Genomic DNA, 21,964 nt, shown 5'->3' on the forward strand with positions numbered 1-21,964 from the left:
AAATAATTTGAGCTCGATGCAAAAACTATCGTCTTTTAATCGAAAAGCACAGCGCTAAACTCCACCTCAACCACCGTCAATCTGCGAGGCACAGCGATGCAACTCTCCCCTTTTCACTTGGCAATCCCGGTATATGACCTCGCGGCAGCCCGGACTTTTTACCGTGACGTCTTCGGCCTGGAGGAAGGCCGGTCCAGCGACCATTGGGTCGACTTCAATTTTTTCGGCCACCAGTTGGTGATTCACCTGGCGCCCAAAAACGCCTCACAGGAAGCGGCGCATACAAACGCCGTGGACGGGCATGACGTACCGGTGCCGCATTTTGGCGTGGTGCTGGGGATGGATGAGTGGGAGGGTTTGGCTGAACGGCTGAAGGCGCGCGACACCCGATTCGTGATTGAACCGGGTATTCGGTTTCAGGGGTTGGTTGGCGAACAGGCGACGATGTTTTTGTTTGATCCTTGCGGTAACGCGCTGGAGTTCAAAGCGTTCAAGGATATCGGGCAGCTGTTTGCCAAGTGAAGATATGGGTGATTTTGAGGGCCTCATCGCGAGCAGGCTCGCTCCCACAAGGATTTGTGCCGGATGCAGGTTTTGTATTCTGCGAAGATCCACTGTGGGAGCGAGCCCGCTCGCGATGAGGCCCGCTCATATACCACCGAAATTCCAGCCTACCGATGCAACGCCCTCTCCGCCTCAATCAGCAGTTCATCGATCGAGTGATGCAGATTAATGTCGTACTCAACCTGGCCAATGCTGAAGCGAATGTCATAACCGCGACGCATCGTGGCATTGCGCTCGTCGAGGATTTCTTCGAGCCGCGACTTGATGGCGCCAATGTCCACGGCGCTTGAACCGGTCAACAAGGCCACAAACTCGTCGTCGCCGAGCCGGCCAATCACATCGTTTTCGCGGAAGGCGATGCGCAGCACGTCGGCAAAGGTTTTCAGCGCGTCATCACCCTCGGCGCGACCGTACAAATAGTTGATGTGCTTGAAATTATCGAGGTCGAAAAACAGCAGCGTGGCCGGCTTTTCCAGTTGCTGACAGGCGTCCAGCCCCAGTTGGGCCAGTGTCGTGAAGCCGTGACGGTTGGACAGCAGCGTCAACTCATCCATGCTCGCCATCTGCACACCAATCACTTCCTGCTCGGCTTTACGGGCCTGATCACGCAGCAATTGACGCGCTTGCTGGGGCGACAGCAACGGGTCTGCGTTAGCGCCGTGTTTTACCGGTTTGCCTGGGTTCAGCATGACTCACTCCATTGGCGGGTATGTTCTTTAGAGTGGTCCATACCCGGTTTGACTCCCGGTTAACGGACCGTCGGTCAACTACCCACCACCGGACAAGGCCCACCGGCCTCGGCCCAGCGCTTGAATTGAGTGACGAAGATATCGTGCGGCACCGGCACCGGCGCTCGCCCTTCACCCGGATTCCAGCCCCACAGCACCAGTTTGTCGTCGCTTACATGCTTGATCAGCGCGGCGAAATCCCGGTCGCCATTACTGGAGCGGTCCTTGATCATTGCGCACAATTTGTCGGCCGGCAGCCCGATCCAGGCCATTTTGTGCGCCGCAGGCGGCAGGCTCCAGTGCGGTGCACCCGGCGGAGCATGCGGGCCGTAACTGGCCGGCGGATTGCTGTCGGCGTGGCAGGTGGCGCACGGCAAACCGGCCGCGCCCTTGCCGTCCATGCCGCGTACGACGTTCATCGCGTGGGGCGTTCCGGCATCGAACTGCAACGGTGAATCACCGGGAATATGGCAGTTCTGGCAGCGCGGGCTCTGAAACACTTTCTGCACGGTATCGAAAGCCTTCAACGCTTCTCTATCCTCTGAGAACAGGTCCGTGGCGTAGATCGTCAGGAGGATCAGCACCACTGCGCCCAGAATCAGATGTCGCCTCATCTCACACCCCCGACAGTTGCAAGGGCAGTTCGCGCAACCGTTGCCCGGTCAGGGCAAACACTGCGTTGGCCACCGCTGGCGCCGTGGGCGGCACGCCAGCCTCACCGATGCCGCCGGGTTTGTCGGTGCTGGGCACGATATGCACTTCAACCACTGGCATTTCGTTCAGGCGCAGCACCTGATAGTCGTGGTAATTGGACTGCACCACCTGCCCATTCTCGAAGGTCAGTTTGCTGTGCAGGGTAAAGCCGAGGCCGAAGGTGATGGCCGACTCCATTTGCGCCGCGATGCTCATCGGGTTGACCGCAATTCCGCAGTCCACCGCGCACACCACCCGGTGCACGCGGATCTTCAGGTTGTCCTGGGACACCTCGGCAACCTGCGCGACGTAGCTGCCGAACGATTCATGCACCGCGACACCCAGTGCATGCCCATCCGGTAATGGCGCTGTCCAATTGGCCTTCTCGACCGCCAGGTTCAACACACCAAGATGCCGCGCATGGTCCTTGAGCAAGGTTCGCCGGTACTCCACCGGGTCCTTGCCTGCCGCTTCGGCCAGCTCATCGATCAACGACTCCATCACGAACGCCGTGTGGGTGTGCCCGACCGAACGCAACCACAACACGGTGATGCCGGTTTTCGGAGAATGCAGTTCCACCTGATGATCGGCCAAGCCCTCGATGTAAGGGCTGTCGACAACGCCTTCCACCGACGTTTTGTCGATACCGTCCTTGACCATGGTGGCCGCAAACGCTGTGCCGTCCATGATCGACTGCCCGACCATCACGTGCTTCCACGCAATCGGCATTCCACTGGCATCCAGGCCGATACGCGCCTGATGCAGGAACGCCGAGCGGTAATAGCCGCCACGGATGTCGTCCTCACGCGACCACACCGTTTTCACCGGGCCGCCCGCCGCCTTCGCAACCTCCACGGCCTCAGCGACAAAGTCCGAAGTCGGGTTGGCCCGCCGGCCGAAACCGCCGCCCAGAAACTCGGTATGAATCTCGACCTGCTCGGGTTTGAGCCCGGTGATTTTTCCCGCGATCATCTGATCCAGCGTCTGGAACTGCGTACCGGTCCAGATTTCGCATTTGTCCTGGGTGATTTTCACCGTGCAATTGAGCGGTTCCATCGGTGCATGAGCCAGGTACGGCACGCTGTACTCGACGTCAATCGCCTTCGCTGCCTTGCGCAAAGCGCCCTGTGCATCCCCGGCCTTGCTGGCCGAAGTGCCCGGCGTGGCGGCGAGTTTGCGAAAGCTCTCCAGCAGATGTTGGCTGTCGAGCCCGGTGTTCGGCCCCAGATCCCAATCGACCTTCAGCGCATCGCGCCCCAGTTTCGCCGCCCAGTAATGATCGGCAATCACCGCGACGCCCGTCGGCACCTGCACTACTTTATGCACACCCGGGATCTCCAGCGCTTGCGCGCCTTCAAAGGATTTGACGCTGCCGCCGAACACCGGCGCGCGGGCAACCATCGCGGTCATGAGTCCGTCGAACTGCACGTCCATCCCGAATTTGGCTCGCCCGGTGATTTTCTCCGGTGTGTCCAGGCGTTTGGTCGGTTTGCCGATGACCTTCCAGTCTTTCGCCTCCTTGAACTTGATCGACGCCGGGTCCGGTGCCAGCAGCTTGCCCGCGTCATCGGCCAGTTCGCCGTACGTCGCGCGGTGGTCGCCGGCAATGACCACACCCGACTCGGTGCGAATTTCCGAAGGCGCAACATTGAAGCGCTTGGCGGCGGCTTCGATCAGCATCAACCGCGCCGCCGCGCCCGCCTGACGGTAACGATCGAACTCCATCCAGGTCGAGGTCGAACCGCCAGTGATTTGCATCCCGCCAAACCCGGGCAGACCATAGTCGGCGGCCGACGCCGGGGCGTGTTCGACGCGGATTTTCGACCAGTCGGCGTCCAGCTCTTCGGCGATCAGCATGGTCAGGCCGGTCCAGATGCCCTGGCCCATTTCAGAATGGCCGAGCAGCACGGTGACGCTGTTGTCGTTACCGATTCGTAAAAATGCATTCGGTGCAAAGACGTTGCCCTGATTCTCGGCACCCATGGCAAAACGGTGGGCGCCGGGGATGATAAAGGCGATCACCAGCCCACCGCCCAGCACTGCGCTGCCCTTGAGAAAACCTCGGCGCGATAACGGATTGATGCTGTTCATGGCGCATGACTCCCGTCAACCGATGTCGGCGGCGCGTTTGACCGCGGCACGAATCCTCGGGTAGGTGCCGCAGCGGCAGATGTTGCCGGAGAGCGCCTGGTCGATGTCGCTGTCGGTGGGCTTGGGGATCTTCGCCAGCAGCGCCGCCGCCGACATGATCTGCCCGGACTGGCAGTAGCCGCACTGGACCACATCGAGTTCGGCCCAGGCTTGTTGCACCGGGTGCGAACCGTCGGTGGACAGGCCTTCAATGGTGAGGATTTTTTGCCCATGGGCCACCGCCGTGGCGGGCGTGATGCAGGAGCGCAGCGGCGCCCCGTCGACATGCACGGTGCAGGCACCGCACTGGGCCATGCCGCAACCGAATTTGGTACCGGTCAGGTGCGTGACATCGCGCAGGACCCAAAGCAGCGGCATGTCCGCAGGGACATCCAGTGCCTGATCCTTGCCATTGATGTTGAGGGTCAGCATGGCGAATTCCTCAGACTCACGGCCCATGCAGGAGCGAAGCTTGCTCGCGAAGGCGGTGTGACAGACGACTTCCATGTCAAATGACACGGCCCCTTCGCGAGCAAGCTTCGCTCCTACAGGTAGCGCTGTTTGGGTTATCCCTATAGCTAAGCGCAAATTGCCGGGCGAGACCGGTTCATCGACCACCGGTACTCTCAAAACCACCTCAAACCTGTAGGAGCCGGCTTGCTGGCGAAGCGGTTTTATGGCCGCTGCCGCTTCGCCAGCAAGCTGGCTCCTACAGGTTGCGTCGGGGCTTAGAAATCGGTGGACACCGACACTTCGCGCCAGGCCTGCAACTCACCGGCGACATAGGCGTTCTTGGCTTCGATCGCCGCGACGCAGTCACTGCCCAGCGGCAGGCGCAGCGGTGCTTTTTGCGCTTCCACCAGGGTGATCATGACCTGGGCCAGTTTGTCCGGATCACCAGGCTGATTCAGGGTCACGGCCTTGGCAATCTTGCGCACTTCACCCGCAGTGCCGTCGTAGTCGCCAATCGAGGACGGCGACTCGACCAGCGAATTGCCTTCAAGGAATTCAGTGCGGAAATAGCCCGGTTCAACGATGGTGACCTTGACGCCCAGCGGCTCCAGCTCGGCATGCAGCGCTTCACTCAAGCCTTCGACGGCGAATTTGGTCGAGCAGTAAACACCGAATCCCGCCCCGGATCTGTACCCCCCCACCGATGACAGGTTGATCACATGCCCGCTGCGAGCGGCGCGCATGTGCGGCAGGACGGCACGAGTGACGTTCAACAAACCGAAGACATTGGTTTCGTACACGCGGCGTACTTCATCGGCAGTGGCTTCTTCTACTGCGCCGAGCAAACCGAAACCGGCGTTGTTGACCAGCACGTCGATGCGTCCGAAGTGCTCGATGGCGACTTTTGCGACCGCAACGCTTTGCGCTTCGTCAGTGACGTCGAGGGTGACGGCCAGCAAACCGGGTTGATCGCCAAAACGCTGAGTGATGCTGTTGGCATCGCGGGCGGTGGCAACCACCGCGTCACCGTTGCCCAGCGCGGCGGCGGCGATTTTTGCGCCGATACCGCGAGAAGCGCCTGTGATGAGCCAGATACGCTTGAAGTTATTGGAGGTGGTCATGAGCGTGTTCCTTGTGTGCAGTGGGGGTAGGCACAAGGTACGCAGGAAGATTGCCCGGAAAAATGCCCTCGTGTTACAAGCACTATGAAACGCTCTTTCATAATGGCACCGCGATGAATCACGATCCTTTCGATGGCTTGACCGAATTTCTGGCGGTGGCCGAGCACAAGAGTTTCACCCTCGCCGCGACCCGATTGGCGGTCACCCCCACGGCTGTCAGCCATGCGATCAAATTGCTCGAGCGCCGTACGGGCGTGTTGCTGTTCCAGCGCACCACACGCCGGGTGGCGTTGACTGAAGCCGGGGCCAGCCTGTTTGCGCGGTTGCGGCCTGCGGCCAGTGAAATCGATGAGGCGCTGGCGGTACTCAGCGGCTTTCGCGACCAGCCCATGGGCACGCTGCGCCTCACTGCACCGAGGCTGTCCGGGGCCTTGTTGATGGAGCCGCTGATTCCGCTGTTTCGCGAGGCTTATCCGCAAGTCACCCTCGACATCTCCCTCGATGACGCCACGGTAGACCTGATGGCCGGCGGTTTCGATGCAGGGATCCGCCTGGGCGAGTCCATCGAAAAAGACATGGTCGCGGTGCGCCTCACGCCGGATCTGCAATGGTCGGTGGTGGGTGCGCCGGAGTACTTCGCCAAGGCAGGCAAACCGGCCAGCCCTGAGGACCTGACCCATCATCAATGCATCGGCTTTCGCTTTTCGACCTCGGGAAGCGCACACCGCTGGGAGTTTCGCCGCGAGGGGCGCGATTTTACGGTGGGTGTCGAGGGCGGCGTGATCGTCAATGACCGAAGGTTGCTGGTGGCGGCCGCCCGTAGCGGTTCGGGCCTGGCGTATGCCTGCGATCTGGAAATCGCCGATGAGTTGGCGGACGGCCGACTGGAGCGGGTGCTGCAACCGTTCGTGCCACTGAGTTCGGCGCTGTACCTGTATTTCCCCGGCAGAACCCAGACTCAACCGAAGTTGCGCGCCTTTATCGACCTGGCCACCCGCTGGATCGCCGAACAGGGTGGTCTGGGACGAGGCTAGAGCCTCGGTACAAACAAAATGCCGGTCTGATGCCTCAAACCGCTGCGGTGACCAAACCTTTGCCCATCCGATGCTGGGCCAGCAGGCGCATGACATAGCCGATCTTGATCAGGGTCGGCCCGATGATGGTCATGGCATGCATCGCGACCAACACCACGATCGGCAGGTGTCCGGCGTAGAGATAAGCGCCGTAGATGCCTGCCAGCAACAGCGCCAGGCCCGCGCCCAACATGTTGCTCGACAGGTGCAAGACATTCTGAGGATTGCTGAAGTAAGCGAACATATTTCCGTACTCCCGAATCAGACCAGTTGTACGTTTGTTACTTCAGGTTTCGTGCCAGTTTTTTAAGCTATAAAAATCAACACGCTGCGACGAAGGCAGTCAATTTGACCTGACACCAGAACAGTCAATACGACTACGGTAAGAGTCAATTTGACTTCACCAAGGCCTTCTGCCTGTCCATACATCCTAAAAGCAAACCAATATCATTTGCACGCAGCCAAACCTTTTGTTTTAATCGCGACCAATTCTTATTTGCACCAACGGCGCCTGTCGCCCATGGATATCTGTTCACGATGATGGTCGCCGATTCTTCCAGCGTTCAGAACCTCTACGTCACGCATCACCGCTGGCTGCATGAGCTGCTGCGCCGACGCTTGAGCAATGCGTTCGATGCTGCCGACCTGGCCCATGACACCTTTATCCGCGTGCTCAAGCGCCCTCAAGTGTTCGATTGCGAAAGTCGCGAGCGCTCCTACCTGGCGACCATTGCCCGTGGCTTGTGCATCGATCACTGGCGCCGTCGACAGCTGGAACAGGCGTGGCTGGAAACGCTGGCTGCACGCCCGCAGGCGGTTCAACCGTCGCCGGAGCAACGGGCAATCATCGTCGAGACCTTGTATGAAGTGGACGCCATGCTGCTGCGCCTGCCAAAGAATGTGCGCGACGCGTTCATCCTGGCCCAGTTGCATGGCCTGCCCTACCGCGCCATCGCCGAAGAAATCGGTGTGTGCGAACGCATGGTGAAAAAGTACCTGGCACAGGCGCTGATGCACTGCGCGATGCTTGAGGCCGAACTCGATGGCCTGTTGATCGAGTAGCGCCATGCCCGCCGCCTCTTCCAACTCGATCAGCCATGCCAGCCTCGAACAAGCGGCGCAATGGTATGTGCAACTCAACGATCAGCACGTCGGCGATCAGGAACGTCAGCGCTGGCAAGCCTGGCTGGCGCAAAGTGGCGATCATCAGGCGGCCTGGCGCTATGTCGAGCGTGTTGGCCAGCGCTTTGCCGCGCTACAGGATGATCACCCGCAGGCCGCCGGTCTTGTGCTGCGTAATACCGCACGCTCGCCGATCAGCCGTCGGCAGACAGTCAAAAGCCTGCTCATTCTCGCATCGGGCGGGCTACTGGGCTGGAACGCCTGGCGGGAATCTTCGATGCCGGACGCTCTGGGCCGATGGACCGCCGATCTTTCTACGGGCACCGGCGAAACCCGGGAAAGCCTCCTGAGCGATGGTGGCCGCATCTGGCTCAACGCCCTCAGCGCGCTGAATGTGCGTTTCGACACCACGCAACGTCTGCTGCTGTTGAATGCCGGGGAAGTGTTGATTGATACCGCCAAGGACAGCAGCCGAGCCTTTCTGGTGCAAACCACCGAAGGCCGGATGCGCGCGCTCGGCACTCGTTTCAGCGTGCGCCAGGAACAACAGCGGACATTGCTGAACGTCTATGAAGGCGCGGTCGAAGTTCGAACCACGGCGGGCCAGGTGCAGGTGGTCGAGGCCGGACGACAATTGGCGTTCACGCAAAACCACACGCCGCCTTCCACCGAAGCAGCGGCGGGCCGCGAAGCCTGGCGCCGTGGTCTGTTGCTGGCGGACAACCTGCCGCTGGGGCAGTTGATCGAAGAATTGAGCCGCTACCGACCGGGGCATCTGGCGTGCGACCCGGCCATCGCCGGTTTGCCGGTGATGGGCTCGTTTCCGCTCAAGGACACCGATCAAGCCTTGCGCCTGCTGGAAGCGGCGCTACCAATACGCGTCGAAAAAACCATGGACTGGTGGGTCAACGTCGCGCCAAAAGCGTGAACCAAAAACATTTCAACGCCACAGTTCCCTTTTTGGTTTTTCGTTCGGTTAACCCTGTGAAGCACTTCAATTGCCGCTCGATCTGATTCCAGGGAACACCCTTTTGCTCGACTCCTTCGCTCGCACTCGTTTTGCCTTGCGTCCGTTGGCACTGGCCCTTCCGGTCGCGCTGCTGAGTCTTGCCCCGGCCCTCGCCCACGCCGAAACAGCCGGCACCAGTGAACAGTCCACCCGCCAGAAGCGTTATTACACGGTCGCTGCCGGCTCGTTGGTCAGCGCACTCAACCGTTTCGCCGAACAGGCGGGGATATTCCTCGCCGGCCGCAACGATCTGGCGAGTGATAAATACAGCCCGGGGCTTGAAGGCGAATTCACCGTGCAACAGGGCTTGCAGCGACTGTTGCAAGGCAGTGGCTTGCAAGCCCAGCCGCAGGGCGACCGCGGCTATGTCCTGCAGGTTGCACCCGCAACGAATGGGCCGCTGGAACTGGGCACCACCAACGTTTCCGGCCGGGCGCTCGGCGCCATCACCGAAGACAGCCACGCCTACACCCTCGGATCGACCTCTTCAGCCACCGGGCTGTCGCTGTCCTTGCGTGAAACCCCGCAGTCGGTGTCGGTCATCACCCGCCAGCAATTGGACGACCAAGGCTCCACCAGCATCGCCGACGCCCTGCGCCGTGTACCCGGCGTCAGTGTGCAGAACTACGACAGCGAGCGGTGGGAGTTTTCCAGCCGTGGCCTGCCGATCACCAACTTCCAGTACGACGGTGTCAACACCGACTACGACGGCGTCTACGATTACGGCACCACCAGCACCGACATGGCGACCTTCGATCGCGTCGAGATCATCAAGGGCGCCACCGGGCTGATGACCGGTTCTGGGGACCCATCGGCCACCGTCAACCTGATCCGCAAGCGCCCGACCAAAGCATTCAAGGCCTCGATCACCGGCGCCGTCGGCTCCTGGGACAACTATCGCAGCACCGGCGACATTGCTGGCCCACTGACGGAGAGCGGCAACGTGCGCGGGCGTTTCGTCGGGGCGTATCAAGACCGCAGCGCGTACCTGGACAACTACCGCAACACCCGCGACATCGCCTACGGCATCCTCGAAGCCGACCTGACGCCGGGCACTCTCGTGACCGTCGGTATCGACCAGCAAAATACCCGCTCCCGTGGCGCCAGCTGGACCGGTTTCCCGATGTACAACAGCGACGGTTCGCGCACCCGTTTTTCCCGTTCGTTCAACCCGGCTACCGACTGGAGCCGGCGCGATTTCACCAACCAGACGATCTTCGCCTCGGTGGAACAGCAACTGGTGAATGACTGGAAGCTGAAGGTCAGCTACGACCGCAAGCATCGCCAGCACGACACCTTCCTCGCCTCGGCCAGCGGCGGCAATCCGGACCCGCTCACCGGCAACGGCATGTTCATGTACATGGGCCGGTTCAAGGGCGACCAGTTGCAGGACAACCTCGACGTCAATTTCACCGGCCCGTTCAGCCTGCTGGGTCGCGAGCACGAGTTGATCGCCGGTTTCATGTCGATGCACACCCGCCAGGACATCCCGGTGCACGGTTCGGTCTACCCACCCCTCGACGGCAGCATCTTCGACTGGCGCGGCGAGTTCGCGAAACCGGACATTGCCAGGGTCGGCGACAACGACATCGACCAGCGTCAGACCGGCGCCTACCTGGCCACCCGCCTCAAGCCAACCGACGACCTGGCGGTGATCCTCGGAGCCCGGGTCAGCCGCTTCACTGCCAGCGATGAGCTGGACTACAGCGACCCGACCACCAAGGATGTGCGCGACAGCTATCGCCAGACCGGCGTGGTCACCCCGTATGCCGGGCTGGTCTACGACCTCGACGATACCTGGTCGGTGTACACCAGCTACACCAGCATTTATCAGCCGCAGATGAGCAAGGATGCCGAGCGCAAACTGCTCGACCCGGTGGAAGGCGACAGCTACGAGGCCGGGCTCAAGGCCGAATTCCTTGACGGGCGCTTGAACGCCAGCTTCGCGGTGTTCCGCATCGAGCAGGACAACGTCGCCGAGTACGTCAGCGGTGTCGACACCGAATCGGTGTACCGCCCGGTGCAAGGCGCTACGACCAAGGGCTTTGAAGTCGAAGTGGCGGGTGAAGTGATGGAAGGCTGGAATCTGTCGGCCGGCTACAGCTACAACCACACCCGCGATGCCAAGGGCGATTACGTCTACGGCTCGATCCTGCAAACCACCGCGCCGGAACAAGTGGTTCGGGTGTTCAGCACCTACCGGCTGTCAGGGGCACTGGAAAAACTCACTGTCGGCGGCGGGGTGAACTGGCAGAGCGAATTCTTCGGCAATGTGTTCCAGCCCAACCCCGACGACCCGGTCAACTTCGGCCAGTCTTCGACAATCACCCAGCAAAGCTATGCCCTGGTGGACGTCATGGCGCGTTACCGCTTCAACGATCACCTGAGCACCACGCTGAACGTGAAGAACCTCTTCGACCAGACCTATTACACCGGGCTCGGTAACTTTGGAACCGGGTTCTACGGCGAGCCTCGCAACGTGCAACTGACCACCCGCTGGGATTTCTGATCGGTAACTTATCGATCTGCGGTACTTCCGGGCCCCTCCCGGCTGACTACGCTGAAAGTTCAGCACGAGTGAACCGTGGAGAGGATTACCGCCATGCAACGCGTTCAGAAGCTCACGCCCTGCCTGTGGTTCGACGATCAGGCGGAGGAAGCCGCGAAGTTTTACTGCTCGGTGTTCGATCATTCAAAAATCACCGCCACGACCTACTATGGCCACGCCGGTTTCGATTTGCATGGCCGCCCTGAAGGCTCGGTCATGACGGTCAGCTTCGAGCTCGACGGACAGAGTTTCACCGGCCTCAACGGTGGCCCAATGTTCAAGTTCAGCGAGGCAATCTCGTTTCAGGTCAATTGCCAGACCCAGGAGGAAGTCGATCACTTCTGGGGCGCCCTGAGCGCGGGGGGCGTCCCTCAGGCCCAGCAATGCGGCTGGCTCAAGGACAAATTCGGCCTGTCGTGGCAGATCGTGCCGATCGCCCTGATGAACATGATGAAAGACCCCGACACGGCAAAATCACAGCGCGCCATGGAGGCGATGCTGCAAATGAAAAAACTCGATATCGCTGCACTGCAACGAGCCTTTGACGGCGAGAGCTAATACACTCCGGTGCTGACCTGCCGAGGACACCGACGATGAAGCCCACCGCTGGCAAAGAAGCTGACAAGGCCCCCCGCTTCTGGCGCGACGATGCCCTGCCCTTCATTGAAGCCCGCTCCATCGCCGATGGGCGTGAGGTCTGTTACACCCGGCATGCCCATGAGCACTTTTCCATCGGTGCAATTACCGCCGGGCGCAGTACCTATATCCATGAACAATCGGAGTTTGAGGTCAGCGCCGGCACCGTAGTGCTGATGAATCCCGGCGACGTCCACGCCTGTAATCCAATCGACGACCAGCCGTGGTCGTACTTGATGTTGTACGTCGATACGCCGTGGCTCACCGACTTGCAGCATCAGCTCGGGTTCGGCAGCGACTTGGCATTTCGGCGGTTTTCCATCACCCATACGTCTGACGCCAGCCTGTTTGCCGGCCTGAAGACGCTGTTCGAAACACTGGTCGACAGCGAGCAGGACGTGCTGAGCAAACACAGCGCAGCGGTCGAGTTTTTTACCGACGTGCAGCAACGCCTCAACCCCGGCGATCAACCGCTGCGCGAGCCCAATTTCAAACTGGAGCGCGCGGCTGACTACATTCGCGACAACTGCACGAAAATGCTCAAGCTCGAAGACATTTGCGACGCTGCGCAACTGTCGCCGTCCTACCTGATCCGCGCCTTCAAACAGCATTACGGCATGACGCCCCACGCGTTTCTGGTCAACCGACGCATCCAGTTTGCCCAGGATCGACTGCGCAGCGGCAAGCTGATCGCCGACGTGGCGCTGGAAGCCGGGTTTGCCGATCAGGCGCATTTTCAGCGGGCGTTCAAACAGCATCTGGCGGCGACACCGGGGCAGTATCGCGGCTGAATGATCGATCAGGGCAGCAACAGGTAAATCGCACTCATCGCCAGCAACAGCGCCATTATCCGGTTGAACACGCGCATCCCCGCCGGGTTGTTCAGATAACCGCGCAGAAAAGTCCCGGCGTACGCCCAGCAACCGACGGACAGGTAGCAGATCACCAGATACACCGCGGCAAACTGCCAGACCAGCCGCGCCTCGCCATCGGCGACAAACGCGCCCATGCCGGCCACGCAGGCCAGCCAGGCTTTCGGGTTGAGCCACTGCATGACCGCGCCGTACACCATCGACGGCGCACGCCCCGACTCCTTTGCATCAAGTTGCCCGTTGTCCGCCGCCAGTTTCCACGCCATGAACAACAGAAACGCCACGCCGGCCAGTTGCACCACCCGCGTCAGCGCCGGCCATGCCTGCAACACTTCATGCAGCCCCAACCCCATCAACACCAGCAGCAACACAAAACCCAGCGTTGCGCCGACCACGTGGCGCTGACTGGCGCGAAAACCGAACTGCGCGCCGGAACTCAACGCCACAATGTTTACCGGCCCCGGCGTAATCGAGGCCACCAGGGCAAACGCCGCCATCGAAATAATCAGACTCATTGCATACCTTCTTCAATTCAGTTGAACCAGGCCTTACGGTAAGGCGCGGGCTGGTCCGCGTATTGAAGAAAACTGCCCAACCGTTCTAGGAATAAGCGCCCACCACCCGCTTCACCTTGATCAGCGCTGCCCGAAGAGAATCCATGTCCACCGACCCCAGCGCCAATCGGATCGCATGGGGCACGTTGGCAGCGACGGAAAAGGGTTCGGCGGTGGAAACGGCCACTTGCTCTTGTATCAACTCCACGGCGATCTGGTCCGCCCTGGCGTCCTCCGCCAGAGGCAGCCACAAAAAGTAGGAAGAAGGATGAGTGATGCAGGGCAGCCCTTTCAGAAGCTCCGCAGCCAGGGCTTGCCGGGCTTGTGCGTCCGCGCGCTTTTGCTCCTCGAGTTTGCTGACGGTTCCATCGTCGAGCCATGCGCAGGCAATCGCGGTCATCACACCTGGCGTATTCCAGGTGGTCGCCCGGATCACGCGCTCCAGTGCCGGGACCTTTTCAGCCGGCGCAGCAACGAAGCCGACACGCAGGCCGGTGGCGACGTTCTTCGAAAACCCTGAAACGTAGACCGTCCTTTCCGGCGCCGATTGGGCCACTGGTGATGGCGGGTCAGTGGCGAGAAACGCGTACGCGGCGTCCTCGATGATCAACAGGTCGTGGGCGCGCGCTATCGATACGAGCTGGTTCCGCCACGCCGCATCCATCACCCAGCCCAGCGGGTTATGCAGGGTCGGCATGGTGTAGACGGCCCGCACCGAACGACGCCGGCAGAGCGTGTCGAGTGCATCGAGATCCGGTCCGGTCTCGGTGACGGGAATAGGCACGATTTCCAGGTGCAACGCTTGCGCCAGCACTTTGAAACCCGAGTAGGTCAACGCATCTGCCGCAATCACATCGCCCGGTTTCAGCAGCGCCATCATCGTCACCGCCAAACCATGCTGGGCACCGCTGACGATCAATACCTGCCCGGCCTCTACGCTCAACCCTCGCGTGCGCAAATGGCTGGCGACCGACGCGCGCTCATGCAGGCGCCCGCCATGCGGCTGGTAGCGCAGATGGGATTCCAGATCGCCGGACAACGCGAGCTGACGCAAGGCGTTGCGCAACAGATCGGCCTGGCCGGGCAATGAGGGGTAGTTGAAATTCAGGTCCATCACGCCCGCGGCCACTTCGGGTTGATCAACGCCATGACCAGGCGGCAGCGACGTTTCCCGAACGAACGTGCCCCGCCCGGTTTCCCCACTCACCAGCCCCATCGCCTCAAGCTCTGCATATACCCGGCTGGCCGTGACCAGGGCCAGCCCTTCTGACTCGGCCAACTGACGGTGCGTGGGCAAGCGAGTGCCCGGCGGCAAACGTCCGCAACGGATATCAGTGGCAAAGGAATCAACCAGCGACTTGTATCGGGAGCGCGGCATCTCGAGATGTATCCATGACAATTTTTTGATTGTCTTTATAGTCAGCCATACGATGCGCTCAAGGCAACCCGCCGCGAAAACAATCATCGAGTGTGACCTCAATGGAACGCGTATCGAACCTGCATATCGAGCCCCGGGAAAAGACCACCAGCGGGTGGATCAACGGGTTGATCGGCGTAGTGATCTTCAGCGGCTCGCTGCCGGCCACGCGAGTGGCAGTGCTGGAATTCGACCCGGTTTTCCTGACCGTCGCCCGTGCAACCATCGCCGGCGTACTGGCGCTATGCATGCTGTGGCTGTTCAAGGAAAAGCGCCCTGCAAAGAGCCAACTGCTGCCGCTGTTCATCGTGGCCATGGGCGTGGTGGTCGGCTTTCCACTGTTGACGGCGCTGGCGTTGCAATACGTGACGTCGGCGCACTCCATCGTCTTCGTCGGCTTGCTGCCGCTCGCGACCGCCGTGTTCGGCGTGATCCGCGGTGGTGAGCGGCCGCGGCCGGTATTCTGGTTTTTCTCGGTGCTGGGCAGCCTGCTGGTGGTGGGATTTGCTGCCTCACAAGGCCTGACCGCCTCACCTGAAGGCGACATCCTGATGCTGCTGGCCATCCTCGCGTGCGGTCTGGGTTATGCCGAAGGGGCGAAACTGTCCAGAACACTGGGCGGCTGGCAGGTGATTTGCTGGGCGCTGGTGTTGTCGCTGCCGGTGATGGCGCTGTTGACCTGGTGGCTCGCCCCCGCATCGTTCTCCGGGATCAGCACACCGGCCTGGTTCAGCCTGGGTTACGTGTCGCTGTTCAGCATGCTGATCGGCTTCGTTTTCTGGTATCGCGGGCTGGCTCAGGGCGGGATTGCCGCGGTCGGACAACTTCAACTCCTGCAGCCATTTTTTGGCTTGGCGCTGGCGGCGACCTTGCTTCACGAGCAGGTCAGCATCGGCATGCTGGCGGTGACCGTGGCGGTGATTCTATGTGTGGCGGGGGCGAAGAAGTTCGCGAAGTAAGCGATTGTACGGGACGTGCCGTTCGCCACTGTATGGGTTGGGCCGCACGGCACCTGTGATAAAAATATCGCTCTCGCTTCTGGAGCCGATCATGGACCTCGCCACCCTGTCCCTTTTTCTCCCGGCCTGCTTCGCCCTGAACATGGCACCGGGTCCGAACAACCTGTTGTCGGTCAGCAATTCGACGCGTTACGGTTACCGCACCGCGTGTGTGGCCGGGATCGGTCGACTGCTGGCATTCGCCGGGATGATCGCCCTTGCCTCGGCGGGTTTGGCGGTGGTGTTGCAAACGTCGGAATTGTTGTTCTACGGGATCAAGATTGTCGGCGCGGCGTACCTGTTCTACCTCGCCTGGCAATTATGGCGCGCGGATCCGGGGGCTGAAAACGTTGTGACTGGCGCGCCGGCGGGGATGCTGACATTGGCGCGACAGGAGTTCCTGGTGGCAGCCGGCAACCCGAAGGCGATCCTGATTTTCACTGCATTCCTGCCGCAGTTTGTCGACCCGAACCAGGCCGTGACGCCGCAATTTGCGGTGCTGGGTGCGCTGTTCCTGATCCTGGAATGGATCGCCATTGGCGCCTACGCCTACATGGGCCTGCACATGCGCCGCTGGTTTGCGAAACCTCGGGGCAAGCAGATTTTCAATCGCTGCTGTGCGGGGTTGCTGTCGGCGGCGGCTTCGGTGTTGCTGATGGCACGCCGTGGTTGAAGTGTTTCACGCCTGCTGATTTGTCTGCTCCAGGCCGACAGCGAACACTCGAAAAAAGGATTCATTCATTTCAGGTCCATCGCGCATCCAGGCATTCAAGCTCCCGGTAACGTCCTTCGTCACGGCTTCAAACCGAGCACTTCCAAAGCCGAACAAGGACTGCGAGTCTGACCTCCCGTCCCGAATAGCCATGACACCCCTCGCGTTACATCAGCACACTGACTAGAATACTCACTTCAAAATATTTCAGAATTGATCCGACCTATGGTCATAGCGCCAGCCCCCACCGAATCTAGCCTGTCGGCGGGTGATTTAACGGCAACTTGGCCGCCAACAGCGCAATTCCGGAACTTTGTCAATGCCAGGTTAACCAGCTGCATTATCGTTTTGACGGGCTCTCGCTTTGAGTCGATGGAACCAGGCCGAACTGAAAAGGTCAGTTGCTGAGGCCCTCGCTCAAGGTGCCCCCCCTTACTAACACGGAAGTAATCAAGGTAATAAACATGATTTTTAATAAAAATAGCGCAACAATTGCACTTGCAGCGCTTACCGCTATTTGTCTGATACAAGAACACGGTTTTGTTTTTTATCTGGGTGTCGCCGGTATTTGCTCACTCATCATCCTGGCGGCGTTTTCGCCCTGGCTGGGAATGCTCGCGTTATTCCCCCTGCTGTTCTCTCTGCCCCCGGCACCTGCCACCATCGGAATCACCGAACTTTCGTTCGCCCTGCTAATGGGCGTCATCTTTGTGGGTGTACTGGTAAAACTTTCACGATCCGCGAACAAGGCGGCACTCAAGTATTTCGGCCTGGCATTACTTGTCGGATTGTTTGTATTGGCAGTCAACCTGTTCGTCGCGGTAAAAAACGGCGTGCCGTTGGTCGACTGGGTGCGCGGCGCAATTCCGTTTCTGTTCATTTATAACTTTTTGTCTGTCGCGATACTCGTAGGCAACGATGAGAGCAGGATACGTTGGCTCGGCGGGTCCATTGCCACACTCATATTCCTGTTCTCCGGTTATATTATTTTTTACTATTTTTACTACGACATCTGGCTGCCCTACTGGCTTGTGATGGTAGACGACAAGGTCGTCAGAATGTCCGAAACTGCTGCCCTGCAATATTCCGACGCCCTTGGCCCGATGCGCGACAGGGTGACAATGGTGGTGGCGCAGGCAACGGATGCCTTGTTGCCCGTCGGGGTCGTGTTGGGCGTCGTTCTGGCGACCCTGGCTCGCCGCAAAAGTGTCGTCGCAATCGGTTTTTTGATGGCCTTGACCTGCCTGTTCGCCGTACTGATCACCTTCACCCGAAGCATGTTGATGAGTTCGCTGCTCATCGCATTTGTGTTTACCGCTTTTATATTCATGTTCCGCAAGGAAATGCGGCTTAAAGTCGTGAAAATTGGAGCAGCGTTAGGCGTAGCTGGCGTGGTCTTCATCTTCGCCACTGGCATGCAAGACATATGGATTGGGCGAATGAACCAACTGACAGAAATAAAAACTGGCAACCTGAAGGAGTTCTACAGTAAAGACCCTGTCTTGAAAGAAAAACTGGACTTTAACGTTTCGTCCAGGCTGGTAGAGTACAAAATTGCCTGGAACATGTTTGTCAGCCATCCCGTATTAGGCAACGGCCTGGGTATCAAGCACGAAATGCAGTGGGAGACCGTTGAGAATGAGCGGCAAACCAAATGGGTTGCTTATGTGCACAACTGGGTTTTTTATATTTTGATGGTCGGCGGCATCGCTGGCTTCCTTGTTTATTCGGTCGTCCTGATCGGGCCGCTGTTTTTCAGGTTGTCCTGGGTCAAGTCTGAGTCGACGCACTGGACCATTATCCGTGCGGCCGTACTGACCATGACTGTCTATGGTGCTTTCTTCGCTGTCTTCCGGCTCATCACCTTCAATCTTTTGATTTCCGTTATCTGGGGACTCATATTTGCCCAGATACTTGCCGATCGCCGCAAAAGCCAGTCCTCTATCAAGGAAGAGGTGGCTTTGTAAAAAAGCGGTCAGGTCACCGTTTTTCGAGTCCACGGCATTGAAAACCGCGACGCCCTTAATCCTGGGCGTCGCCGGGCCGCGATAGTAGTGTCTCCCCCCTCGCCTCGCTCCTCCTCCGCTTACCACCTGCCCAGGGTTTTGATGCCTGCTCCGCAGCTTCAGATGCTGGCGCTTGATACAGGGAAAGCGGAGTACCCATTTCAGGAACTTTCCTACATTCAGCAACTGAGTGTGTCGGTATCTTCTTCTGCCCGCGCCCTGATTCCCGGGCTCCCAAGAATGCCTGAAAGGACACCTCATGATTTATTCAGCGTGCCGGACAACAGCGACGCCTGCCCAGTCGTTGGTCAATGTCCGATTCATAAGCACAGGGCTGACAGCACGTATGAATGTGCAATTCAATTGTGCTGACCGGCTGAATTAATCGCATCGACTGGTTCGTTGCAAGTTGAATCATGGACAGGAGCGACTTGGTCATATCCAACCGCTTCAAGCCATCCTAAAGACGCTCTCCTGAGGGAGAGTGACTCATGGTATTGAACACTATGATCCGCATTAAAAATAGCGCTGCAATCATTATTGCAGCGCTGACTGCTATTGGCCTGACACAAGAAAACGACACTATTCTTTTTATGGCTGTTGCCGGCATGGCCTCCGTTATCATCATGGCGGTTTTTTCGCCATGGCTAGGAATGCTGACACTATTCCCGCTGGCACTTGCGTTACCTCCGGCCCCCGCTACAGTTGGCTTACAAGAATTTTCATTTGCCGTTCTTTTGGTTGTCATTACAGCAGGCACTTTTATTGAGTGCCTGCGCTCCCCCGCCGCTCGCCCTCACTTGAAACTTTGGGGACTTACAATACTGGTAGTCTCGACTGCAATAACGATAAATCTGACAGTTGCGCTGAACAACAACATCCCGCTCAGGGACTGGACCAGAGGAATTATTCCTTTTCTTTTCATGTTGAATTTTTTACCTGTCGCGGTATTGATAGGCAAGGACGGCAACCGGATTCGCTGGATTGGAATTTCAATCGCAACGTCAATATTCATGCTCGCGGGTTTTATTATTTTTTATTATTTTCACAGCGACTTATGGCGGCCTTATTGGCTTCTTTCGGTCGATGACCAGGCGCTCAGAATCCCGGAAACCGTTGCAAGTGAATACGCCGACGCCATTGGCCCCATGCGCGACAGAATAACCATGTCGATCGCACAGGCCACGGACGCCCTCCTGCCTGTCGGGCTCGTCATCGGTGTAACCCTGGCTTCATTGGCGCAGCCAAAGGCCGCAGCGACGACAGGTTTGCTGATGGCCCTGTCCTGCATGATCGCAATACTTATCACGTTTACCAGAAGCATGTTACTGAGCTCGTTACTGGCGATGTTTATATTCCTGGTTTACCTCATTGTTTACCGCAAAGAGGTGCTGCCGAAATTTATTACAACCCTCACGGCGCTCGGCGCGGCGGGCTTGATATTCATTTACTCTACAGGTATTCAGGACATCTGGATTGGCCGAATGAGCCAATTGATCGCCCTGCCAACCTCAGAACTCAACGTCACGCCTGTTGACACTATTGTCGAGCCCGATGCACTTATTTCGACAACAGCACTTTCCACCCCCGAACAAAACATATCGACAGAGACAACACCGAACGACACCAGTACATTTGAAGCACCGCCCGCACCCGATAACTATCACTCCATTCAACCAGAAGCACCTTCAGACAATAAAACAACAAAAGACTTCAATATCTCTGCACGCATGGATGAATATAAAATCGCCTGGGAAATGTTTGTGCCTCGCCCGATAATGGGCAATGGATTGGGAGTCAAACACGAAATGCGCTGGGAAAATGCTGACAACGTTTCGGAAGCCAAACAAGTGGCCTACGTGCACAACTGGCCATTTTACATGTTGATGGTCGGGGGAATAAGCGGCTTGTTAGTGTATTCGGCCTTACTTTTTGGCCCTGTCATTTTCAAACTGTCATCGATCAGATCAGAGCCCATTCACTGGACACTCATACGTATGACTATCCTGACCATGGCGATATACGGAGCTTTTTTTGCAGTGTTCAGACTCATCACGTTCAATCTTTTATTAGCGGTCATATGGGGAATCATCGTTACCCAGGTGCTAATCGACCGTCAGAAGAACAAATCCGGAATCGATAACACGTAGAGCCCGACTGCTCACTGGAATTCTCTGTCGATTTTCCGGTGGAGGTACCGAGCGCCGCGTCTTATGCTCATGCCATGAACTTACAAGAAACTTTGCTCCCTCCCCACGCCGAGATGGTCCGCGCCATGCTCGAACGCGACACCGCGTACGAGGGAGTGTTTTTTACCGCGGTCAAAACCACCGGGATCTTTTGCCGCCCCAGCTGCACGGCGCGCAAGCCAAAACCGGAGAATGTCGAGTTCTTTGCCCATGCGGATGAGTGCCTGTCCGCCGGTTATCGAGCCTGCCTGCGATGCAAACCGCTGGACGCTGCCGCCATTGCCCCGGACTGGGTGCAAAGGCTGCTCAAGTCGGTGGACGCCGACCCCGAACGGCGCTGGACCGATGTGCAACTGCTGGCCGAGGGCATTGAGCCGCTGAAACTGCGCCGCTGGTTCAAACAGCATTTCGGCATGACCTTTCATGCATGGTTGCGTGCCCGGCGCCTCGGCATGGCACTGGGCGGGATCAGACAAGGCGATTCCATTGACAGCGCGGCGTTCGATTCGGGATACGAATCGCTGAGTGGATTTCGCGATGCGTTTCAAAAATCCTTTCACATCACGCCCGGCCGCGCGGCCCACAGCGAGCCACTGTTGTTCGCACGCCTGACCACCCCGCTGGGGCCGATGATCGCCATGGCCGAACGGCGTGGGCTGGTGCTGCTGGAGTTTCTGGATCGGCCGGCGCTGACCCGCGAAGTCGAGGCCTTGCAGAACCGTTACGGCTACGCAGTGGCGCCCGGTCACAACGCTCACCTGCAGCAAATCGAAGACGAGCTGGCGCACTATTTCGCCGGCAAACTGACCGAATTCAAGGTGCCCCTGCACTTGCCCGGTAGCGAATTCTCGCGGCAAGTCTGGGCCGAACTGGCGAAAATCCCTTACGGCCAGACCAGCACCTACGGCACCATCGCCGCGCGGCTGGGCAAGCCCGGCGCCAGTCGCGCCGTGGGCCTGGCCAACGGGCACAACCGCCTTTCGATTGTCTTGCCCTGCCACCGTGTGATCGGTGCAGATGGCTCGCTGACGGGCTATGGTGGAGGACAACCGCGCAAGGCGTTTCTGCTCAGGCTGGAAAAAGCGGCGGTGCAGATCACCCATCAACTCGCGTTCTGATCACTCGGTGTTTTCATAAGG

General features: G+C 59.0%; 20 protein-coding genes. 12 read left to right on the forward strand and 8 right to left on the reverse strand.

What is annotated here, in order from left to right; translation table 11 throughout:
- The first annotated feature begins 96 nt into the window (after positions 1-96).
- Positions 97-522: a VOC family protein gene (locus tag KGB25_RS06145; protein WP_192227364.1), complete on the forward strand. Its 426-nt coding sequence runs from the start codon at positions 97-99 to the stop codon at positions 520-522.
- 149 nt (positions 523-671) lie between these two features.
- Here the strand turns inward: KGB25_RS06145 and KGB25_RS06150 are convergent, their stop codons facing one another.
- The 5 genes from KGB25_RS06150 to KGB25_RS06170 form a co-directional block, all read right to left on the reverse strand.
- Entirely contained in the window at positions 672-1,253 is a 582-nt protein-coding gene (locus KGB25_RS06150; RefSeq protein WP_008038246.1) for a GGDEF domain-containing protein, read from the reverse strand.
- Between the two features lie 74 nt (positions 1,254-1,327).
- Positions 1,328-1,906 carry a hypothetical protein gene (locus KGB25_RS06155; protein WP_008038245.1) on the reverse strand — a complete coding sequence of 193 codons (579 nt, stop codon included), beginning with the start codon at positions 1,904-1,906 and terminating at the stop codon, positions 1,328-1,330.
- Position 1,907: 1 nt separating this feature from the next.
- Positions 1,908-4,076 (reverse strand): xanthine dehydrogenase family protein molybdopterin-binding subunit, encoded by a 2,169-nt coding sequence (locus KGB25_RS06160; protein ID WP_223434603.1) that lies wholly within the window; start codon positions 4,074-4,076, stop codon positions 1,908-1,910.
- Positions 4,077-4,091: 15 nt separating this feature from the next.
- Entirely contained in the window at positions 4,092-4,547 is a 456-nt protein-coding gene (locus tag KGB25_RS06165) for a (2Fe-2S)-binding protein (protein ID WP_223434604.1), read from the reverse strand.
- 296 nt (positions 4,548-4,843) lie between these two features.
- On the reverse strand, positions 4,844-5,689 hold the full coding sequence (locus KGB25_RS06170; RefSeq protein WP_223434605.1) for an oxidoreductase: 846 nt from the start codon (positions 5,687-5,689) through the stop codon (positions 4,844-4,846).
- 113 nt (positions 5,690-5,802) lie between these two features.
- Here KGB25_RS06170 and KGB25_RS06175 point away from each other — a divergent pair, with 113 nt between their 5' ends.
- Positions 5,803-6,723: a LysR family transcriptional regulator gene (locus KGB25_RS06175; protein WP_223434606.1), complete on the forward strand. Its 921-nt coding sequence runs from the start codon at positions 5,803-5,805 to the stop codon at positions 6,721-6,723.
- Between the two features lie 34 nt (positions 6,724-6,757).
- On the opposite strand, the gene KGB25_RS06180 is transcribed toward KGB25_RS06175, so the two are convergent.
- Positions 6,758-7,006: a transmembrane sensor/regulator PpyR gene (locus KGB25_RS06180; RefSeq protein ID WP_192227370.1), complete on the reverse strand. Its 249-nt coding sequence runs from the start codon at positions 7,004-7,006 to the stop codon at positions 6,758-6,760.
- Between the two features lie 293 nt (positions 7,007-7,299).
- Between KGB25_RS06180 and KGB25_RS06185 the strand changes: the two genes are divergently transcribed.
- From KGB25_RS06185 to KGB25_RS06205, 5 genes are all read left to right on the forward strand, one after another.
- A complete protein-coding gene (locus tag KGB25_RS06185; RefSeq protein WP_192227371.1) occupies positions 7,300-7,824 on the forward strand; it encodes a sigma-70 family RNA polymerase sigma factor in 525 nt (174 codons plus the stop codon).
- A gap of 4 nt (positions 7,825-7,828) precedes the next feature.
- Positions 7,829-8,812 carry a FecR domain-containing protein gene (locus KGB25_RS06190; RefSeq protein ID WP_223434607.1) on the forward strand — a complete coding sequence of 328 codons (984 nt, stop codon included), beginning with the start codon at positions 7,829-7,831 and terminating at the stop codon, positions 8,810-8,812.
- Between the two features lie 103 nt (positions 8,813-8,915).
- Positions 8,916-11,402, forward strand: coding sequence for a TonB-dependent siderophore receptor (locus KGB25_RS06195; RefSeq protein WP_223434608.1), 2,487 nt, complete (start codon positions 8,916-8,918; stop codon positions 11,400-11,402).
- 93 nt (positions 11,403-11,495) lie between these two features.
- A complete protein-coding gene (locus KGB25_RS06200; RefSeq protein WP_008038228.1) occupies positions 11,496-11,999 on the forward strand; it encodes a VOC family protein in 504 nt (167 codons plus the stop codon).
- Positions 12,000-12,034: 35 nt separating this feature from the next.
- Positions 12,035-12,868: an AraC family transcriptional regulator gene (locus KGB25_RS06205; protein WP_223434609.1), complete on the forward strand. Its 834-nt coding sequence runs from the start codon at positions 12,035-12,037 to the stop codon at positions 12,866-12,868.
- Between the two features lie 8 nt (positions 12,869-12,876).
- Here the strand turns inward: KGB25_RS06205 and KGB25_RS06210 are convergent, their stop codons facing one another.
- Positions 12,877-13,464: a LysE family translocator gene (locus KGB25_RS06210; RefSeq protein WP_207285665.1), complete on the reverse strand. Its 588-nt coding sequence runs from the start codon at positions 13,462-13,464 to the stop codon at positions 12,877-12,879.
- Between the two features lie 85 nt (positions 13,465-13,549).
- Positions 13,550-14,881, reverse strand: coding sequence for a PLP-dependent aminotransferase family protein (locus KGB25_RS06215; protein WP_223434610.1), 1,332 nt, complete (start codon positions 14,879-14,881; stop codon positions 13,550-13,552).
- A gap of 101 nt (positions 14,882-14,982) precedes the next feature.
- On the opposite strand from KGB25_RS06215, the gene KGB25_RS06220 reads away from it, so the two are divergent.
- The 5 genes from KGB25_RS06220 to KGB25_RS06240 all read left to right on the forward strand — a co-directional run bounded on the left by KGB25_RS06220 (position 14,983) and on the right by KGB25_RS06240 (position 21,943).
- Positions 14,983-15,879, forward strand: a complete 897-nt coding sequence (locus KGB25_RS06220) for a DMT family transporter (protein WP_008038222.1) — start codon at positions 14,983-14,985, stop codon at positions 15,877-15,879.
- A gap of 91 nt (positions 15,880-15,970) precedes the next feature.
- Entirely contained in the window at positions 15,971-16,591 is a 621-nt protein-coding gene (locus KGB25_RS06225) for a LysE family translocator (RefSeq protein ID WP_192227379.1), read from the forward strand.
- 503 nt (positions 16,592-17,094) lie between these two features.
- Entirely contained in the window at positions 17,095-18,597 is a 1,503-nt protein-coding gene (locus tag KGB25_RS06230; protein ID WP_207285662.1) for an O-antigen ligase family protein, read from the forward strand.
- A 530-nt stretch (positions 18,598-19,127) separates the two neighbouring features.
- Positions 19,128-20,786 carry an O-antigen ligase family protein gene (locus KGB25_RS06235; RefSeq protein WP_223434611.1) on the forward strand — a complete coding sequence of 553 codons (1,659 nt, stop codon included), beginning with the start codon at positions 19,128-19,130 and terminating at the stop codon, positions 20,784-20,786.
- A 74-nt stretch (positions 20,787-20,860) separates the two neighbouring features.
- A complete protein-coding gene (locus KGB25_RS06240) occupies positions 20,861-21,943 on the forward strand; it encodes a bifunctional transcriptional activator/DNA repair enzyme AdaA (protein ID WP_223434612.1) in 1,083 nt (360 codons plus the stop codon).
- Positions 21,944-21,964 lie beyond the last annotated feature (21 nt).

It is taken from the genome of Pseudomonas sp. BF-RE-21 (assembly GCF_019947305.1).
Classification (GTDB): Bacteria; Pseudomonadota; Gammaproteobacteria; order Pseudomonadales; family Pseudomonadaceae; genus Aquipseudomonas; species Aquipseudomonas migulae.

Excerpts from the sequence above, each read along its gene's own strand:
- KGB25_RS06145 (WP_192227364.1), top strand. The coding sequence starts at position 97 with ATGCAACTCTCCCCTTTTCACTTGGCAATCCCGGTATATGACCTCGCG.
- KGB25_RS06150 (WP_008038246.1), bottom strand. The coding sequence starts at position 1,253 with ATGCTGAACCCAGGCAAACCGGTAAAACACGGCGCTAACGCAGACCCG.
- KGB25_RS06155 (WP_008038245.1), bottom strand. The coding sequence starts at position 1,906 with ATGAGGCGACATCTGATTCTGGGCGCAGTGGTGCTGATCCTCCTGACG.
- KGB25_RS06160 (WP_223434603.1), bottom strand. The coding sequence starts at position 4,076 with ATGAACAGCATCAATCCGTTATCGCGCCGAGGTTTTCTCAAGGGCAGC.
- KGB25_RS06165 (WP_223434604.1), bottom strand. The coding sequence starts at position 4,547 with ATGCTGACCCTCAACATCAATGGCAAGGATCAGGCACTGGATGTCCCT.
- KGB25_RS06170 (WP_223434605.1), bottom strand. The coding sequence starts at position 5,689 with ATGACCACCTCCAATAACTTCAAGCGTATCTGGCTCATCACAGGCGCT.
- KGB25_RS06175 (WP_223434606.1), top strand. The coding sequence starts at position 5,803 with ATGAATCACGATCCTTTCGATGGCTTGACCGAATTTCTGGCGGTGGCC.
- KGB25_RS06180 (WP_192227370.1), bottom strand. The coding sequence starts at position 7,006 with ATGTTCGCTTACTTCAGCAATCCTCAGAATGTCTTGCACCTGTCGAGC.
- KGB25_RS06185 (WP_192227371.1), top strand. The coding sequence starts at position 7,300 with ATGATGGTCGCCGATTCTTCCAGCGTTCAGAACCTCTACGTCACGCAT.
- KGB25_RS06190 (WP_223434607.1), top strand. The coding sequence starts at position 7,829 with ATGCCCGCCGCCTCTTCCAACTCGATCAGCCATGCCAGCCTCGAACAA.
- KGB25_RS06200 (WP_008038228.1), top strand. The coding sequence starts at position 11,496 with ATGCAACGCGTTCAGAAGCTCACGCCCTGCCTGTGGTTCGACGATCAG.
- KGB25_RS06205 (WP_223434609.1), top strand. The coding sequence starts at position 12,035 with ATGAAGCCCACCGCTGGCAAAGAAGCTGACAAGGCCCCCCGCTTCTGG.
- KGB25_RS06210 (WP_207285665.1), bottom strand. The coding sequence starts at position 13,464 with ATGAGTCTGATTATTTCGATGGCGGCGTTTGCCCTGGTGGCCTCGATT.
- KGB25_RS06215 (WP_223434610.1), bottom strand. The coding sequence starts at position 14,881 with ATGCCGCGCTCCCGATACAAGTCGCTGGTTGATTCCTTTGCCACTGAT.
- KGB25_RS06220 (WP_008038222.1), top strand. The coding sequence starts at position 14,983 with ATGGAACGCGTATCGAACCTGCATATCGAGCCCCGGGAAAAGACCACC.
- KGB25_RS06225 (WP_192227379.1), top strand. The coding sequence starts at position 15,971 with ATGGACCTCGCCACCCTGTCCCTTTTTCTCCCGGCCTGCTTCGCCCTG.
- KGB25_RS06230 (WP_207285662.1), top strand. The coding sequence starts at position 17,095 with ATGATTTTTAATAAAAATAGCGCAACAATTGCACTTGCAGCGCTTACC.
- KGB25_RS06235 (WP_223434611.1), top strand. The coding sequence starts at position 19,128 with ATGGTATTGAACACTATGATCCGCATTAAAAATAGCGCTGCAATCATT.
- KGB25_RS06240 (WP_223434612.1), top strand. The coding sequence starts at position 20,861 with ATGAACTTACAAGAAACTTTGCTCCCTCCCCACGCCGAGATGGTCCGC.